General features: G+C 68.3%; 16 protein-coding genes. 13 read left to right on the top strand and 3 right to left on the bottom strand.

The features are described 5' to 3' along the window. Positions 1–101: 101 nt before the first annotated feature. From VH569_RS18585 to VH569_RS18525, 13 genes are all read left to right on the top strand, one after another. Positions 102–1,154 (top strand): ABC transporter ATP-binding protein, encoded by a 1,053-nt coding sequence (locus VH569_RS18585; protein WP_423316893.1) that lies wholly within the window; start codon positions 102–104, stop codon positions 1,152–1,154. After that, a complete protein-coding gene (locus VH569_RS18580) occupies positions 1,151–2,080 on the top strand; it encodes an ABC transporter permease (RefSeq protein ID WP_423316891.1) in 930 nt (309 codons plus the stop codon). Before VH569_RS18585 ends, VH569_RS18580 begins: the two co-directional genes overlap by 4 nt. Then, positions 2,077–2,877 carry an ABC transporter permease gene (locus VH569_RS18575; protein WP_109049671.1) on the top strand — a complete coding sequence of 267 codons (801 nt, stop codon included), beginning with the start codon at positions 2,077–2,079 and terminating at the stop codon, positions 2,875–2,877. Before VH569_RS18580 ends, VH569_RS18575 begins: the two co-directional genes overlap by 4 nt. A gap of 152 nt (positions 2,878–3,029) precedes the next feature. After that, entirely contained in the window at positions 3,030–3,299 is a 270-nt protein-coding gene (locus VH569_RS18570) for a DUF4160 domain-containing protein (protein ID WP_423316889.1), read from the top strand. After that, on the top strand, positions 3,292–3,786 hold the full coding sequence (locus VH569_RS18565) for a hypothetical protein (protein ID WP_423316887.1): 495 nt from the start codon (positions 3,292–3,294) through the stop codon (positions 3,784–3,786). Before VH569_RS18570 ends, VH569_RS18565 begins: the two co-directional genes overlap by 8 nt. A gap of 221 nt (positions 3,787–4,007) precedes the next feature. Continuing rightward, positions 4,008–4,817 (top strand): ABC transporter permease, encoded by an 810-nt coding sequence (locus tag VH569_RS18560; RefSeq protein WP_200194801.1) that lies wholly within the window; start codon positions 4,008–4,010, stop codon positions 4,815–4,817. 112 nt (positions 4,818–4,929) lie between these two features. Beyond that, positions 4,930–5,946, top strand: coding sequence for an ABC transporter substrate-binding protein (locus tag VH569_RS18555; protein WP_098736846.1), 1,017 nt, complete (start codon positions 4,930–4,932; stop codon positions 5,944–5,946). Between the two features lie 13 nt (positions 5,947–5,959). Beyond that, on the top strand, positions 5,960–6,835 hold the full coding sequence (locus VH569_RS18550; RefSeq protein ID WP_423316885.1) for an ABC transporter ATP-binding protein: 876 nt from the start codon (positions 5,960–5,962) through the stop codon (positions 6,833–6,835). An 89-nt stretch (positions 6,836–6,924) separates the two neighbouring features. Continuing rightward, the gene (locus VH569_RS18545) at positions 6,925–8,289 is read left to right on the top strand and encodes an enolase C-terminal domain-like protein (protein ID WP_423316883.1); all 1,365 of its coding nucleotides are present in this window, start codon (positions 6,925–6,927) and stop codon (positions 8,287–8,289) included. Further along, a complete protein-coding gene (locus VH569_RS18540; RefSeq protein ID WP_109095751.1) occupies positions 8,286–9,437 on the top strand; it encodes a Gfo/Idh/MocA family protein in 1,152 nt (383 codons plus the stop codon). The genes VH569_RS18545 and VH569_RS18540 overlap by 4 nt, the downstream gene beginning before the upstream one ends. Positions 9,438–9,534: 97 nt before the next feature. Beyond that, positions 9,535–10,695 carry a dihydrodipicolinate synthase family protein gene (locus VH569_RS18535; RefSeq protein WP_423316880.1) on the top strand — a complete coding sequence of 387 codons (1,161 nt, stop codon included), beginning with the start codon at positions 9,535–9,537 and terminating at the stop codon, positions 10,693–10,695. A gap of 33 nt (positions 10,696–10,728) precedes the next feature. After that, the gene (locus VH569_RS18530) at positions 10,729–11,595 is read left to right on the top strand and encodes a sugar phosphate isomerase/epimerase family protein (RefSeq protein ID WP_423316878.1); all 867 of its coding nucleotides are present in this window, start codon (positions 10,729–10,731) and stop codon (positions 11,593–11,595) included. A 73-nt stretch (positions 11,596–11,668) separates the two neighbouring features. Beyond that, positions 11,669–12,352 (top strand): TetR family transcriptional regulator, encoded by a 684-nt coding sequence (locus VH569_RS18525; RefSeq protein ID WP_423316876.1) that lies wholly within the window; start codon positions 11,669–11,671, stop codon positions 12,350–12,352. Between the two features lie 34 nt (positions 12,353–12,386). On the opposite strand, the gene VH569_RS18520 is transcribed toward VH569_RS18525, so the two are convergent. The 3 genes from VH569_RS18520 to VH569_RS18510 all read right to left on the bottom strand — a co-directional run bounded on the left by VH569_RS18520 (position 12,387) and on the right by VH569_RS18510 (position 15,971). Beyond that, the gene (locus tag VH569_RS18520; protein WP_423316874.1) at positions 12,387–13,967 is read right to left on the bottom strand and encodes an MFS transporter; all 1,581 of its coding nucleotides are present in this window, start codon (positions 13,965–13,967) and stop codon (positions 12,387–12,389) included. Beyond that, positions 13,964–15,118, bottom strand: coding sequence for an HlyD family secretion protein (locus VH569_RS18515; protein ID WP_423316872.1), 1,155 nt, complete (start codon positions 15,116–15,118; stop codon positions 13,964–13,966). Before VH569_RS18515 ends, VH569_RS18520 begins: the two co-directional genes overlap by 4 nt. Before the next feature lie 100 nt (positions 15,119–15,218). After that, positions 15,219–15,971 carry an SDR family NAD(P)-dependent oxidoreductase gene (locus VH569_RS18510; protein ID WP_423316870.1) on the bottom strand — a complete coding sequence of 251 codons (753 nt, stop codon included), beginning with the start codon at positions 15,969–15,971 and terminating at the stop codon, positions 15,219–15,221. Between the last annotated feature and the right edge of the window lie 9 nt (positions 15,972–15,980).

Genomic DNA, 15,980 nt, shown 5'->3' with positions numbered 1-15,980 from the left:
CCCCCCGCTCACGCGCAAACTTCGTTTGCGCTGACGCGACAGGCGGACCTGTGGTCCGCCGAAAGCGGGGAGAGAGGATGCGGGAAAAGGGAGACGACGGCATGGCTTATCTGGTTCTCGACCAACTGACCAAGCGCTTCGGAAACTGGACGGCGGTCGACAACGTCTCGCTGACCGTTGAGAAGGGCGAGCTGATTTCGCTGCTGGGGCCGTCGGGCTGCGGCAAGACCACCACCTTGCAGATGATCGCCGGCTTCCTCGACGCCGATGGCGGCCGGGTGATGCTGGACGGCCAGGATCTGCTGGCGAAGAAGCCGAACGAGCGCGGGCTCGGCATCGTCTTCCAGAGCTATGCCCTGTTCCCGCACATGACCGCGGCGGAGAATGTCGCCTTCGGGCTGGAGATGCGCAGGATCAATCGTGCCGACCGCGACCGCATGGTCGCCGACGCGCTGAAGCTGGTCGGGCTGGAGCAGTATGGCGACCGCCACCCGCGCCGGATGTCGGGCGGCCAGCAGCAGCGCGTGGCGCTTGCCCGCGCGCTGGTGATCAAGCCGAGCCTGCTGCTGCTCGACGAGCCGCTGTCGAACCTGGACGCCAAGATGCGCGAGGAGATGCAGATCGAGCTGCGCCGCATCCAGCGCACCGTCGGCACCACCATGATCCTCGTCACCCACGACCAGTCGGAGGCGATGGCGCTGTCCGACCGCGTGGTGGTATTGAACAAGGGCCGCATCCAGCAGGTCGCCACCCCGCAGGAGGCCTACGACCACCCGGCCAACGCCTTCGTCGCCAACTTCCTCGGCCGCACCAACCTGCTGCCGGGCATGGTCGGCGGCGGGTCGGCCGGGACCGTCATCACCGTGGCCGACAGCGTCTGGCCGGTGGCGCAGCCGATGGCGGCGGGTCCGGGGGCGCTGGCCGTGCGGCCGGAGAAGATCGGCTTCGTCGATGCCGGCGGCCTCAGCGGCACCGTGCTGGCCCGCGTCTTCCAGGGCACACAGTGGCTGTTCGAGATCGAGACCGCCGCCGGCCGGCTGATGGTGATCCGCCAGCATGACGGCTCGCCCCTGCCGGCGGAACGCGAGCGGGTGATGGTCGGCTGGCGGGTGGACGACATGGCGGTGATGCCTGCAGACCGGGAGGCGGCATGAGCATGGCGGCTTCGACCGAAACCCACGCCTCCGGCACCCAGGCATCTGCGGCACCGCCGCCGCGCCGGCCGCGCCGCTGGCCCTGGACGCCCTATCTGCTGAGCGCGCCGGGGCTGGCCCTGTTCGCGGTGCTGCTGCTGGTACCGCTGGCGATGACCTTCCTGTTGTCGCTGAACAGCTTCAGCTTCTATGGCGGCATCGAGAATGTCTGGCAGATCGGCAACTATGCCGACATCATCGCCGACAGCTATTTCCACGAGGTCTTCCTGCGCACCTTCCGCATCGCCGCGGTGGTGACGCTGCTCTGCGCGCTGTTCGGCGCGCCCGAGGCCTACATCCTGCGCCGGATGAAGTCGCCGTGGCGGGGCTTGTGCCTGCTGGTCGTGCTGGGGCCGCTGCTGATCTCGGTGGTGTCGCGAACGCTGGGCTGGGCGCTGCTGTTCGGCTCGACCGGGCTGGTCAACCAGGGGCTGATAGGGCTGGGGCTGATCGCGACGCCCATCGAGTTCATGTACACCGAGACCGGCGTCATCATCGCGCTGACCCATGTGCTGGTGCCCTTCATGGTGCTGTCGGTGTGGGCCTCGCTCCAGCGGCTCGACCCGCAGGTGGAGAATGCGGCGCTGTCGCTGGGCGCCGGGCCGCTGACGGTGATGCGCCGGGTGGTGCTGCCGCAGATCGTGCCGGGCATCCTGTCGGGGTCGATCATCGTCTTCGCGCTGGCGGCCAGCGCCTTCGCCACCCCGGCGATCATCGGCGGACGGCGGCTGAAGGTGGCGGCGACGCTCGCCTATGACGAGTTCCTGAACACGCTGAACTGGCCCTTGGGCGCCACGGTGGCGGTGCTGCTGCTGATCGCCAACGTCGTCATCATCGTCGGCTGCAACCGGCTGGTCGAACGTCGCTACAAACAGGTGTTCGAATGAACCGCAACGGCCCGATCGCGCTGATCTTCCACGTCCTGTTCTTAGGCTTCCTGCTGGCGCCGATCCTGATCGTCTGCGCCGTCGCCTTCACCTCGCAGGGCTATCTGTCGCTGCCGACCGAGGGGCTGTCGCTGCGCTGGTTCCGCGCCATCGGCGACAATCCGGAGTTCATCCGCGCCTTCAAGGACAGCCTGCTGCTGGGGGCGGTGTCCTCCACCCTGGCGATCCTGGTGGCGGTGCCGGCGGCGCTGGCCATCGCCCGCCACCAGTTCTTCGGGCGCGAGGCGATCCAGGCGCTGTTCCTGTCGCCGCTGATGGTGCCGCACATCGTTCTCGGCATCGCCTTCCTGCGCTTCTTCACCATGATCGGGCTGGGCGGCACCTTCGCCGGGCTGGTGCTGAGCCATGTCATCATCATCCTGCCCTTCGCGCTGCGGCTGATCCTGGCGGCGTCCACCGGCATGGACCGGGCGGTGGAGAATGCCGCCGCGTCGCTGGGCGCGTCGTCCTGGACCTGCTTCCGCCGGGTGACGCTGCCGCTGATCCTGCCGGGCGTGGCGAGCGGCTGGGTGCTGGCCTTCATCAACAGCTTCGACGAGGTGACGATGACCGTCTTCATCGCCTCGCCGGAGACCACCACCCTGCCCGTCCGCCTGTTCCTCTACATCCAGGACAACATCGACCCGCTGGTCGCCGCGGTGTCGGCGGTGCTGATCTTCCTGACCGTGGCCGCCATGCTGGTGCTCGACCGCGTCTATGGGCTGGAGCGGCTGCTGGTCGGCAAGGGCCGCGACTGACCCGGCAAAGCGTCTTCCGGTTTCCTCCCTGAACTGCCCCGCACCTCCCCGGTGCGGGGTATTTTTTGGCATTCGGCCCCGAGGCGGAATGGCGTTTCCCATTGTCGCCTATCCAGAATTTGGATATATTTTATGCGCGCTGAGGGACAACGATGGGCAAACTGCTGGCCGGTCCGAACTGGTTTCTCGAAGTGCGCATCCGAGAGCATTTTCCCTGCCATTTCCATGTGATCGGTAAGGACTTCGAGGCGCAGGTCGATGTCGAGACCCTGGAGATCATCGTCGGCGACATGCCCCGCGCCGTGGAGAAGGAAGTCAGGGCCTGGGCGGAAAAGAACCGCCAGACCATGGTCGCCGAATGGAACAGGTGCAATCCGGCCCACCAGTACACACTCAGGGCACAGGAGGACTCCAATGACTAGCCCGCCCCGGATCGAAACGGTGTCCATCGATGGCACCGTCCTGACGGTCGGATGGCAGGACGGCACCGTCGACGACATCGACATCGCCGGTTGGCTCGCCACCCCCGCCCCGGCGGAGGCCGACATTCTGAAGGACCCGGAGGTGCTGGCGAAACCGCACGTCGCCCATTGGGGAACCGTGGTCGCATGGGACGAGTCCGGAGACGTCGGCATCGACCACCATCACCTCAGGCTGATCGCCGCGGAGCAAAGGCCATTCGGACCGGGCGAGCTTGTCGCGTGGCAATCGAGGATGGGCCTGTCCAACCAGGCTGGCGCCGCTCTGCTCGGCGTGGGGATCAGCACCTTCCACACCTACAAGAACGGCACCACGCCGATCCCGCCGGTCGTCAAGATCGCGTGCCGGGCCATCGAAAAGGACCCGGTGCTTTTCCAGGCCCACTATAAGCCGGTGCAGAAGCGCGGCCGGCCACGCAAGGCCGCATAGCGCGCCCACACCCCTTCCCGCCACACCGAAGAGCCGCGTTCCTCCGGGGACGCGGCTCTTCGGCGTTCAGAGGCACCGCTCATCGTTCACAGATGAAACTATCTGTTCACACCATTTTCGGTGTTGACCGCAGGGGGCATGCGGACGTACTTTTAACCAGCCGGTTAAAACATAGCGACCGCCACACAGGTCGCCCCGAGCCCGCCGGCCGGAGGAGACGCATGGAACCCCGCTCTCGCTCGGGCGCAGCGTTGCGCCTGCTCAATTCCGACTGGGTCCGCCCCATCCTGCTGATGGTCATCCTGCTGGTTCTGTGGGATCTGTCGGTCCGGGTGTTCGGCGTTCCAGCCTATCTCGTGCCGAAACCCGGCGACGTCGTGCTGGCGATGATCGACGAATGGCCGCGCCTGCTGGCCGAATCCGTCCCCACCTTCACGGCCACGCTCGGCGGCTTCGCGCTGTCGGTGCTGTTCGGCATTCCCATCGCGATGCTGATCGCCGGATCGCGCGTGGTCGAGGCCTATGTCTACCCGCTGCTGGTCTTCTCGCAGTCGATCCCCAAGGTCGCCATCGCGCCGCTGTTCGTGGTGTGGTTCGGCTTCGGCCTGATGCCGAAGGTGATCGCCGCCTTCCTGCTGGGCTTCTTCCCGGTCGTGGTGTCGGCGGTGCAGGGCTTCAAGTCGGTCGACAACGAGATGATGGATCTCGCCCGCTCGATGAAGGCGTCGCGCCTCCAGACCTTCCAGATGGTCAGCCTGCCGCATGCGCTGCCGGCGATCTTCGCCGGGCTGAAGGTCTCGATCACGCTGGCCGTGGTCGGGGCGGTGGTCGGCGAATTCGTCGGCTCCAACTCCGGCATCGGCTTCGTCCTGCAACGCTCCATCGGCAACTTCGAGCTGCCCTTGATGTTCGCGGCGCTGACCGTGCTGGCGCTGATGGGCGTCGTGCTGTTCTGGGTCATCGACGTGGTCGAGCGCTACACCATTCCCTGGCACGCCAGCCAGCGCCACAAGGCCGGCCTCGGCGCCTGACGCGCCGTCGCCTGCCCTACGGTCAAAACCTCAATTCGCCGACAAGAACCCCGACGCCGCACAACGCAGGCCGACGGGGCGATCCACCACCCATGGGAGGTCACCGGTCGTGATGAAGAAAACCATCGTCGCCGCGCTCTGCGCCTTCGCCGCCTCCACCTTGCCGGCGCAGGCCGCCGACAAGGTGACGCTGATGCTGAACTGGTACGTCTACGGCGAGCACGCGCCCTTCTATTACGGCAAGGACAAGGGGCTGTACGAGGCCGAGGGCATCGACCTGGAAATCCAGGAAGGCCGCGGCTCGGCGGTGACGACGCAGTTGGTCGCTGCCAAGGGCGTCACCTTCGGCTATGTCGACGTGCCGACCATGATCAAGGCCGCCATGAAGGGCGCGCCGGTGACCTCGCCGGGCGTGCTGTTGCAGACCAGCCCGATGTCGGCGATGGGCTTCACCGAGAAGAACATCCGCAAGCCGGAGGACATCAAGAACCGCATCGTCGCCATGACGCCGGGCGACAGCATGTCCCAGATCTGGCCGCTGTTCCTGAAGAAGACCGGCCTGAAGGAGCGTGATTTCGAGGTGGTGTCGGGCGACGCCCAGACCAAGCTGAACGCCGTCATCAACGGACAGGCCGACCTACTGCTGGGCTATGTCATGGACCAGAGCATGAAGATCAAGGACGCCACCGGCAAGTCGGTGACGCCGATCCGCTTCGCCGACTACGGCGTCAACATGGTCTCGTCGGGCATCATCGCCAACACCGACATGATGAAGAGCAACCCGGACCTCGTCCGCCGCTTCATGGCCGCCACCACCAAGGCGGTGGAAGAGGCGGAGAAGGCGCCGAAGGACGCCGCAGCATCCATCCTGAAGGCCAATCCGAAGGGCGGCAAGCCGGACACGCTGCAGGAAGGCTTCGAGCTGACCATCCCGCTCTACCGCACCAAGGAGACGGAGAAGCTGCGGCCCTTCCAGGTCACCGACGCCAACATGAAGGAGACGGTCGATCTGCTGGTCGAATATGGCGGGCTGGATGCGGCGGCCAAGGAGAACCCCAAGCGCTTCTACACCCGCGAGTTCCTGCCGCCCGACCCGGCCGCCGCCGCCGTGAACGCCGCCGCCAAGTAAGCGCGAGCCAGACGTGACCGACCGACCCACCGCCCAGCCCACAGCAGGGAGCGACGAGGAGAGCATGGCACAGCCTCAGTTGAAACTGGTCGGCGAGGCGGCGACGCAGCGCCTGTCCGGCGAGCCGCTGATCCGCATCGACGGCGTGACCAAGACCTACCGCACCCGCGACGGCGAGGTGCCGTCGCTCCGCCCGATCACCTTCGACGTGCGGCCGGGCGAGTTCCTGGTGGTGGTCGGTCCGTCCGGCTGCGGCAAGTCCACCCTGCTGAAGATGCTGGCCGGCCTGCTGCCGGTCAGCAGCGGGACCATCAAAATCGAAGGCGACACGGTCACCGAGCCGCACGACGACACCGGCATCGTCTTCCAGAGCCCGACCCTGCTGGCCTGGCGGTCGGTGCTGCGCAACATCATGCTGCCGGTGGAAATCCGCCGCCTGCCGCGCGAGCGCTATCTGGAACGCGCCCACAAGCTGGTCGAGATGACCGGGCTGAAGGGGTTCGAGAACAAGTATCCCTGGCAGCTGTCGGGCGGTATGCAGCAGCGCGCCGCCCTGTGCCGGGCGCTGGTGCACGACCCGAAGATCCTGCTGATGGACGAGCCGTTCGGCGCGCTCGACGCCATGACGCGGGAACGGATGAATGTCGAGCTGCAACGCATCCAGCACGAGACCGGCAAGACGGTGATCCTGATCACCCACTCGATCCCCGAGGCGGTGTTCCTGGCCGACCGGGTGATGGTGATGTCGGAGCGGCCCGGCACCATCGCCGCCACCTACGAGGTCCCGCTGCCGCGCCCGCGGACGCTGGACGTCATGGGCGACCCGACGTTCATCCAGCTGACCCAGACCATCCGCAAGCATTTCGCGGCGCAGGGGCACCTGGACTAAGGCAGCCACGCCGCGATTGCTCCCTACCCTGCCCCTTCCCCGTACTGGGGAAGGGAACGGCCCCGTGCGCCATCTGAAAGACACTCGCCATGTCCGCCCCCCGTCTCCGCATCCGCGCCATCGAGCTGTACGAGCGGCCCGTCCGTTTCGTGAAGCCGTTCCGCTTCGGCGCGGTGACGGTGGAGGCCGCCCCGCAATCCTTCGTCCGCGCCCTGGTCGCGGTCGAGGGACAGGGGGAGGCCTGGGGGGCGACGGCCGAGATGATGATGCCGAAATGGTTCGATAAGACTGCGGATCGCAGCCCGGCCCAGACGGTGGACGGGCTGCGCCGCTCGCTGATCGAAGCGCGCGACGCCTATTTGTCCGACGACCGCCTCGACACCGCCTTCGGCCATCACGCCGCCTACAGCCCGGCACTGGAGCCCAAGCTGGCCGCCGCCTTCGGACCGGCGCAGATCGACAAGGCGGTGCTGGACGGGCTGCTGCGGGTGCTGAATCTCAACGCGTTCGACGGGCTGGGCGGCAATGTCGGCGGGCTGGATGCGCGGCTGGCGCCCGACCTCGCCGGCTTCGATCTCGACGGCTTCCTGCGCGGGTTGTCCCCGCTCGGCGAGGTGGAGCTGCGCCACACCGTCGGGCTGCTCGACAAGGCGGAAGATTTGCGCGCCCTGCTGGAGCGGGCGCCGCTGCGCTGGTTCAAGATCAAGCTGGGCGGCGACGCTGCCGCCGATGCCGAGCGGCTGGCGGAGCTGGCCGGCGTGCTGGAAACCGTCGCCCCCGGCTACCTCGCCACGCTGGACGGCAACGAACAGTATCGCGACGCCGACCATGTTGCGGACCTGCTCGACCGCATCGACGCCTCCCCGGCGCTCGCCGGCTTCCGCAAGGCGCTGGCCTATCTGGAACAGCCGATAACGCGGGAGGCGGCGCTCGCCCGGCCGCTGGGCGCGGTGGCGGAGCGGGTGCCGGTGATCATCGACGAATCCGACGACGGCTACGACGCCTTTCCGCGCGCCCGCGCCATGGGCTATCGCGGGGTGTCGTCGAAATCCTGCAAGGGTCTCTACAAGGCGATGGTCAACCGCGCCCGCTGCGCGGCTTGGGGGTCGCCGCACTTCATCTCCGCCGAGGATCTGACCTGTCAAGCCGGTCTGTCGGTGCAGCAGGACACCGCCCTGGTCGCCTTCCTCGGCATCCCGCATGCCGAGCGCAACGGGCACCAGTATGGCGAGGGCTTCGGCAGTGCCGCGGAGGCCGACGCCTTCCTCGCCGCCCATCCCGGTTTCTACAACCGCCGCGCCGACGGCACGGTCAGGCTCGCCACCGGCTCCGGCCGGCTGCCGACCGCCCCGCTGCGCGGTCCCGGTTTCGCGTCTTCAGCGGGTCCCGACCGGGCCACGCTTTCCCCCCTTTCAAACCCGACATCAGCGTTTTCCGAAGGAGTCCACCCATGAGCACCAAGCGCCTTGGCCTCATCATGCACGGTGTCACCGGGCGGATGGGCATGAACCAGCACCTGATCCGCTCGATCCTGGCGATCCGCGCCCAGGGCGGCGTCACCCTGTCGGACGGCTCGCGCGTCATGCCCGACCCGATCATCGTCGGCCGTAACGCCGAGAAGATGCAGGAGCTGGCCCGCCGCCACGGCATCGAGCGCTGGAGCGACAACATCGACGCCGCGCTGGAAAACCCGGACGACGTGATCTTCTTCGACGCCGGCACCACCCAGATGCGCCCGACGCTGCTGGAGAAGGCGATCCGCGCCGGCAAGCATGTCTATTGCGAGAAGCCCATCGCCACCAACCTGGACGAGGCGCTGCGCGTCGTCCGGCTGGCCGCCGAGGCCGGGGTGAAGAACGGCACGGTGCAGGACAAGCTGTTCCTGCCGGGCCTGGAGAAGCTGCGCATGCTGCGCGACAGCGGTTTCTTCGGCCGCATGCTGTCGGTGCGCGGCGAGTTCGGCTACTGGGTGTTCGAAGGCGACTGGCAGGCGGCGCAGCGTCCCTCGTGGAACTACCGCGAGGAGGATGGCGGCGGCATCATCCTCGACATGATCTGCCACTGGCGCTATGTGCTCGACAATCTGTTCGGCACGGTGAAGAGCATCTCCTGCCTGGGCGCCACCCACATTCCGGAACGCTGGGACGAGAAGGGCAAGCCCTACAAGGCGACCGCCGACGACGCCGCCTATGCGATGTTCGAGCTTGAGGGCGGGGTGATCGCCACCATCAATTCGTCCTGGTGCACCCGCGTCTACCGCGACGATCTGGTGACCTTCCATGTCGACGGCACCAACGGCTCGGCAGTCGCAGGATTGACCGACTGCGTGATCCAGCCGCGCCAGGGCACCCCGCGCCCGGTGTGGAACCCTGACCAGAAGCAGACCATCGACTTCTACGACACCTGGCAGCCGGTGCCCGACAACGCCGTGTTCGACAACGGCTTCAAGGTGCAGTGGGAGTCCTTCATCCGCCATGTGGTCGAGGACACCCCCTACAATCACGGCCTGATCGAAGGCGCCAAGGGCGTCCAGCTGGTGGAATGCGCCATGCAGAGCTGGCGCGAACGCCGCTGGGTCGACGTGCCGGCCATCGAGGGCTGAGGCGTTCGCCGGGGAGGGGTGCCGACCGCCCCCTCCCCCACCCCTCCCCCACCCCTCCCCCGGCCCCTCCGCTGCGATTTTTCCAGGAATACCGCCCATGCCGACCATCCGTCTCCCCCGCGCCGACCGCAGCATCGAAAGCTACACGCTGGCCCCGCCGCGCGGCTTTCCCGCCCGCACCGAGCGGCCGCTGACCCGCATCGCCTTCGCCGCCGCCCACATGGTCGCCGACCCGCTGGCCGAGTGCGATCCGTGGCTGGCCCCGGCCATCGACTGGGACCGCACCATCGCCTTCCGCGAGCATCTGTGGGATCTCGGCCTCGGCGTCGCCGAGGCGATGGACACGGCACAGCGCGGCATGGGGCTGGACTGGCCGACCTCGCTGGAGCTGATCCGGCGGTCGCAGTCGGCGGCCAAGGCGCGCGGCGGGGTGATCGCCTGCGGCGCCGGCACCGACCATCTGCCGCCGGAGAACGCCCGCAGCGTCGACGACGTCATCCGCGCCTATGAGGAGCAGATCGAGGCCATCGAGGATCTGGACGGCCGCATCATCCTGATGGCGTCGCGCGCGCTGGCCCGCGTCGCCAAGGGGCCGGAGGATTATGTCCGCGTCTATGGCCGCATCCTGTCGCAGGTGAAACAGCCGGTCATCCTGCACTGGCTGGGCGACATGTTCGACCCGGCGCTGGCCGGTTATTGGGGGACCAGCGACGTCGATGCGGCGATGGACACCGCGCTGTCGATCATCGGCGACTTTGCCGCCAAGGTGGACGGCATCAAGATCTCGCTGCTCGACAAGGACAAGGAAATCGTCATGCGCCGCCGCCTGCCGGACGGCGTGCGCATGTACACCGGCGACGACTTCAATTACGCCGAGCTGATCGCCGGCGACGGGCAGCACAAGTCCGACGCGCTGCTCGGCATCTTCGACGCCATCGCCCCGGCCGCCGCCGCGGCGCTGGCCCATCTGGCCGAGGGCGACGAGGCGGGGTTCCACGACATCCTGGCGCCGACCGTGCCGCTGTCGCGCCACATCTTCAAGGCGCCGACCCGCTTCTACAAGACCGGCGTCGTCTTCATGGCCTATCTGAACGGCCATCAGGATCATTTCACCATGGTCGGCGGGCAGGAGAGCACGCGCTCCACCCTGCATCTGGCCGAGCTGTTCCGGCTGGCCGACAAGGCCGGGCTGCTGTCCGATCCGGACCGCGCGGCGCAGCGGATGGCGGCGGTGCTGGCAGTAAGAGGGATTTCGTGATGCGGGGGATTTCGTGATGCGGGGGATTTCGTGATGCGCGATTTTTCCGGAGACCATCGCTGGCTGTCGATCAACACCGCCACGGTGCGCAAGCAGGGCAATCTGGTGGAGATCCTCGACGCCTGCGCCCGCCGCGGCATCCGCGGCGTGGCGCCCTGGCGGGACCAGGTGGCGGCGGTCGGGCTCGACGCCGCGGTGCAGGCGGTGCGCAGCGGCGAACTGGCGCTGTCCGGCTATTGCCGCGGCGGCATGTTCCCGGCCGATCCGTCCAAGGCGGCGGAGGTGCGCGACGACAACCGCCGCGCGGTGGACGAGGCTGCGGCGCTGGGGGCCGCCTGCCTCGTGCTGGTGGTCGGCGGGCTGCCGCAATATTCCCGGCCCGGATCGGCGGCCAGCAAGGACATCGCGCTGGCCCGCTCGCAGGTCGAGGACGGCATCGCCGAGCTGCTGGACTATGCCCGCAAGGCGGGGATGCCGCTGGCCATCGAGCCGCTGCACCCGATGTATGCCGCCGACCGCGCCTGCGTGAACACGATGGCCCATGCGCTCGACCTCTGCGACCGGCTGGATCCGGAGAAGTCGGGGGCGCTGGGGGTGGCGGTCGACGTCTATCATGTCTGGTGGGATCCGGATCTGGAGGCGCAGATCGCCCGCGCCGGTAGAGAGCGGCTGCTGGCCTTCCATGTCTGCGACTGGCTGGTGCCGACCGCCGACCTGCTGCTCGACCGCGGCATGATGGGCGACGGCGTCATCGACATCCCGCGCATCCGCGGCTGGGTCGAGGAGTGCGGCTTCGCCGGCTATTCGGAGGTGGAGATCTTCTCGCAGGCCAACTGGTGGGAAAAGCCGATGGGCGAGGTGCTGGACACCTGCATCGAACGCCACCGCAGCGCGGTTTGAATTAACGGCTCGACGCTTCTACCATGGGGGAGAACCAGCCCCCTCCCCCGGACCGCAGGAGCCGGCTTCCCGCATGGACAGCCTGACCGACACACCCGAGACGGCGCCGCCCGCCCCCGCAATCCCTGCGGCGCCGGCCAAGGTGACCCGCGACCCGGAAGGGACGCGGGCCCGCATCATGGCCGCCGCGACGGAGGAGTTCGCCCGCTACGGCCTGGGCGGCGCCCGCGTCGACCGCATCGCCGAGCAGGCCGGCACCAACAAGCGCATGCTCTATTACCATGTCGGCAACAAGGAGGAGCTGTATCTGGCGGTGCTGGAGGATGCGTATGCCCACATCCGCGAGACCGAGCGCACGCTGAATTTGGACAAGCTGGCCCCGCCCGAGGCCATCGCGCGGCTGATCGGCTTCACCTGGCAGTATTTCATCGACCATCCCGAATTCATGGCCCTGCTGAACATCGAGAATCTGCACCGGGCCGAACTGCTGAAGACCTCGGGGCAGGTGCAGTCGATGCACTCCCCCTTCGTGCAGATGATCGGCGACGTGCTGGCGCGCGGGGTCAAGCAGGGGGTGTTCCGCGCCGGGGTCGATGCGGTGCAGCTCTACATTTCCATCGCCGGGCTGTCCTACTTCTATTTGTCCAACGTCCACACCCTGTCGGTGATCTTCGGCCGCGACCTGCTGGCAGACCCGGCGAAGACGGAGCGGCTGGACCATATGGTGGAGCTGGTGCTGAAGTCGCTGCGGCCGTGAGACGATGAGAGGGGTGGTCGGAGTCTGACCACCCCTACTGTTTCGGGGCCGGGCGCAGCAGGGCGATCAGCAGCAGGCCGCCGACGATGAACCAGGCGATGACGACGAAGCCGTCGATGTAGGCCAGCACATAGGCCTGCTTGCGCACCGCCGCCGCCAGCAGCGACAGCGCGCGGTCGGTCGCCTCCTCAGGCCCGGTGGAGCGGGCGGCGAGCCGCGCCATGCCGCCGGCCAGCCGGTGGACGGTGTCGGTGCCGCCGGCCACCACGTCGGACACCAGCCGGAAGCTGTGGAACTGCTCGCGCACGCGGACGAAGGTCTGCATGAAGGCGGCGCCCAGCTCGCCGCCGAGCAGGCGCGAGGTCTGCAACAGGGCGCCCAGCGCCAGGATGTGGGCCTGGGACAGGTTCTTGATGTTGAAGTAGATCAGCGAGGTCATGGCGAAGGACTGGCCGAAGGCCTGGAGCATCTGCGACGGCAGGAAATCGGCGCCGACCCAGTCCGCCGTCAGGTGCGAGGCCAGCCAGCAGGCCAGCCCCACCGCGGCGAAACCCGCCGCCATCACCACCCGCGGATCGGCATGGCGCAGCAGCGTGCCGACCAGCGGCGCCAGCAGGAACTGCGGCAGTGCGATCAGCAGCAGCGTGTCCCCCACCTCCAGCGCGCGGTAATTGTTCACGGTGATCATGAACTGCGGCACCAGATAGGCGGTCGACAGCATGACCAGCCGCAGCAGCACCAGCAGCAGGCAGAGCAGCGGGATGTTGCCGCGGAAGAGCGCGCTGAAGGTGATCCAGGGCTTGGGACAGGTCAGCTCCTGCACGACGAAGGCGCCGATCAGCAGGCCGCCGGACAGGAACAGGCCGACGATCAGGCCGGAATTGAACCAGTCCAGCCGGTTGCCCTGGTCGAGCCCGGCATAGAGCAGGGCGAAGCCGAGGCTGGCATAGGCGATGCCCCACCAGTCGCCGTCCTTCAGCAGGTCGCGGCGGACCGGCTCGGCCGGCATGCCGAAATGGACGCACAGCGCCATCAGCGGCGCCAGCAGCGCCGTGTCCCAGAACAGCCAGCGCCAGTCGAGATGCTCGATCACCCAGCCTTCGACCGAGGCGGCGAAGTTCAGCGACAGCTCGACATTCATCGCATAGACGGCGATGCCGTAGACCACATAGCGCGGCGGCAGGTTGCGGACGATGAAGCCGATGGTCAGCGGGATGAAGGTGCCCGACGACAGGCCGGCCAGCAGCTGGAAGGTCAGCACCCCGGTCAGCGTGCCGGTCAGCGGCAGGGCCAGCATCGCCAGCCCGTAGGTGAGGGACGACACCAGCAGCACGCGGCGCGGCCCGAACACCACGCCGAGGAAGGCGGCGGCCGGGGCGACCAGCATCTGCGCCACCGTGTAGGCGGTGGTGATCCAGGCGCCCTCGTCGAAGCCGGCGCCGATGGCGCCGCGGATGTCGGCCAGTCCGAAGGTGGTGATGCGCGAGGTCAGGGTGGAGATCAGCGCCCCCAGCATGACGCCGAGCAGCCCGACGATGGGATGGTGGGTCAGGATCGGCTGGGCCGGACGCAGCAGGAGCCGGGACAGCCGCCCGCCGGCCAGACCGACGCTCAAGACCCATTCTCCTTCACCTCTCCATCCGTATCGATGGTGACGACGACGGACATGCCGGGCCGCAGCCGGTCCTGCAACGGGTTGGGGTCGTCCAGCACGATCTTCACCGGGATGCGCTGGACGATCTTGGTGAAGTTGCCGGTGGCGTTGTCGGGGGGAAGCAGGGCGAACTGGCTGCCGCTGGCCGGCGACTGGGCGGCGACCCGGCCGGTCAGCGTCACGTCGGGGAAGCTGTCGATGCGGACGGTCGCCGGCAGGCCGGACCGGATCCGCGTCATCTGGGTTTCCTTGTAGTTGGCGATCACCCAAACCGCCGGCAGCGGCACCAGCGTGACGATCTGGCTGCCCTGCCCGACATACTGGCCGGGGCGGACCTGCCGCTGCCCGACCATGCCGTCGGCCGGGGCGCGGATCGTCGTGCGGTCGAGCGTGATGCGGGCGAGGTCGAGATCGGCCTGCCGTTGCTGCCGGGTCGCCTTCGCTTGGCGCACCTGCACGTCGATGCCGTCGAGCGCCGCTTTCTGCTGGTCGACCTGGGCCTGTCCGGCCTCCAACGCCGCCTGGGCCCGGCGGGAGGTTGCCTGCGCCTGTTGCAGGGCCTGGAGCGTGCCGGCGACGCCCTGCTCGGTCAGGGAGCGCTGCCGCGCCTCCTCCAGCCGCGCCCGCCATGCCTCGGCCTCCAGCCCATGGACGTTCGCCTCGGCCTGATCGACCAGGGCGCGCTGGGTGCGCTTCTGGATGTCGAGTTGGGCGATGGCGGCGTCGGCGGCCTCCAGCGCCGCGTCGGCCTGCTGCACGCGGGCGCGGTAGTCGTCGTCGACGATCGTCGCCACCGGATCGCCTGCCTTCACCCGCTGGAAGTCCTCGACCGGCATGTCGCGGACGACGCCCGCCACCTGGGCCGACAGCGGGGTGATGTCGGCCTGGAGATAGGCGTCGTTGGTGGTCTGGCGCGCGGCGGAGCCGAGCCAGCGGTCCCAGCGCGTGGCGAAGGCCACCAGCAGCACAACCGCCAGCCCCAGCACCGCCAGCCGCACCAGCCAGGGGCTCCAGGCCACCGGCGGCGGGGCGGCCGGCGGGGGAGCAGCCGGAGGGGGTTGCTGAACCGCTTGCTGGCCCACCGGCTGGGTTGGCGCTGCGGCATCGCTCATGCGGGGCTCTCCATCGGCCTGTCGGAACGGTCCGGCCGACCCTACGCGATGGCCCGCGGAAAAGCGCCTTGCACCAAGGTGTAGCCCCGCTTGCGACCGGTCAGGACAGGACGATGCCGCCGTCGACGTTCAGCGTCTGGCCGGTGACGAAGGCGCTGTCGTCGGAGCAGAAGAAGGCCACCGGCCCGGCGACATCCTCCGGCGCGCCGATCCGCGCCATGGCGGTCTTGGCCTTCCAGCCGTCGCGGATCGCCGGATCGTCGAGGTTCACCCGGCCCATATCGGTCAGGATGATGCCGGGGCAGACGCAGTTGGCGGTGATGCCGAGCGGCCCGACCTCCTGCGCCAGCACGCGGGTGAAGCCCATCACCGCGGCCTTCGACGCCGAGTAATGCGCCTGCTCCGGCGCGCCGTGCTTGCCGCCGATGGAGGCGATGTTGCAGATGCGGCCATAGCCCTGCGCCTTCATCAGCGGCAGCACCGCCTGGGTGACCAGGAAGGTGCCCTTGGCGTTCACGTCCATCACCTGATCCCAGGCGGTTTCCGGGCAGTCCTCCACCGTCGCGGCGATCAGGATGCCGGCGTTGTTGACCAGCGCGTGGATGGTGCCGAGTTCGGCCACCGCGCGGTCGACCATCGCCTGCACCTCGTCCTTCGCCGACACGTCGGCGTGCAGTTCGACCACGCGCACACCCTGCGCCCGCGCCTCCGCCGCCGTCTCGGCCAGCGCGCCGGCCTGCCGCGCGATGTCGTTCAGCGCGAGGTCGAAGCCGCGCGCCGCCAGTCCGAGAGCGATGGCGCGGCCGATGCCGCGGCTGGCGCCGGTGACCAGCGCGATCTTTTCCTGTGCCATTTCGATGTT

It is taken from the genome of Azospirillum sp. 11R-A, assembly GCF_049472615.1.
GTDB lineage: Bacteria > Pseudomonadota > Alphaproteobacteria > Azospirillales > Azospirillaceae > Azospirillum > Azospirillum palustre.
The sequence above is the reverse complement of the archived record's forward strand: the minus strand, read 5'-3'. Positions and strand labels throughout refer to the sequence as shown.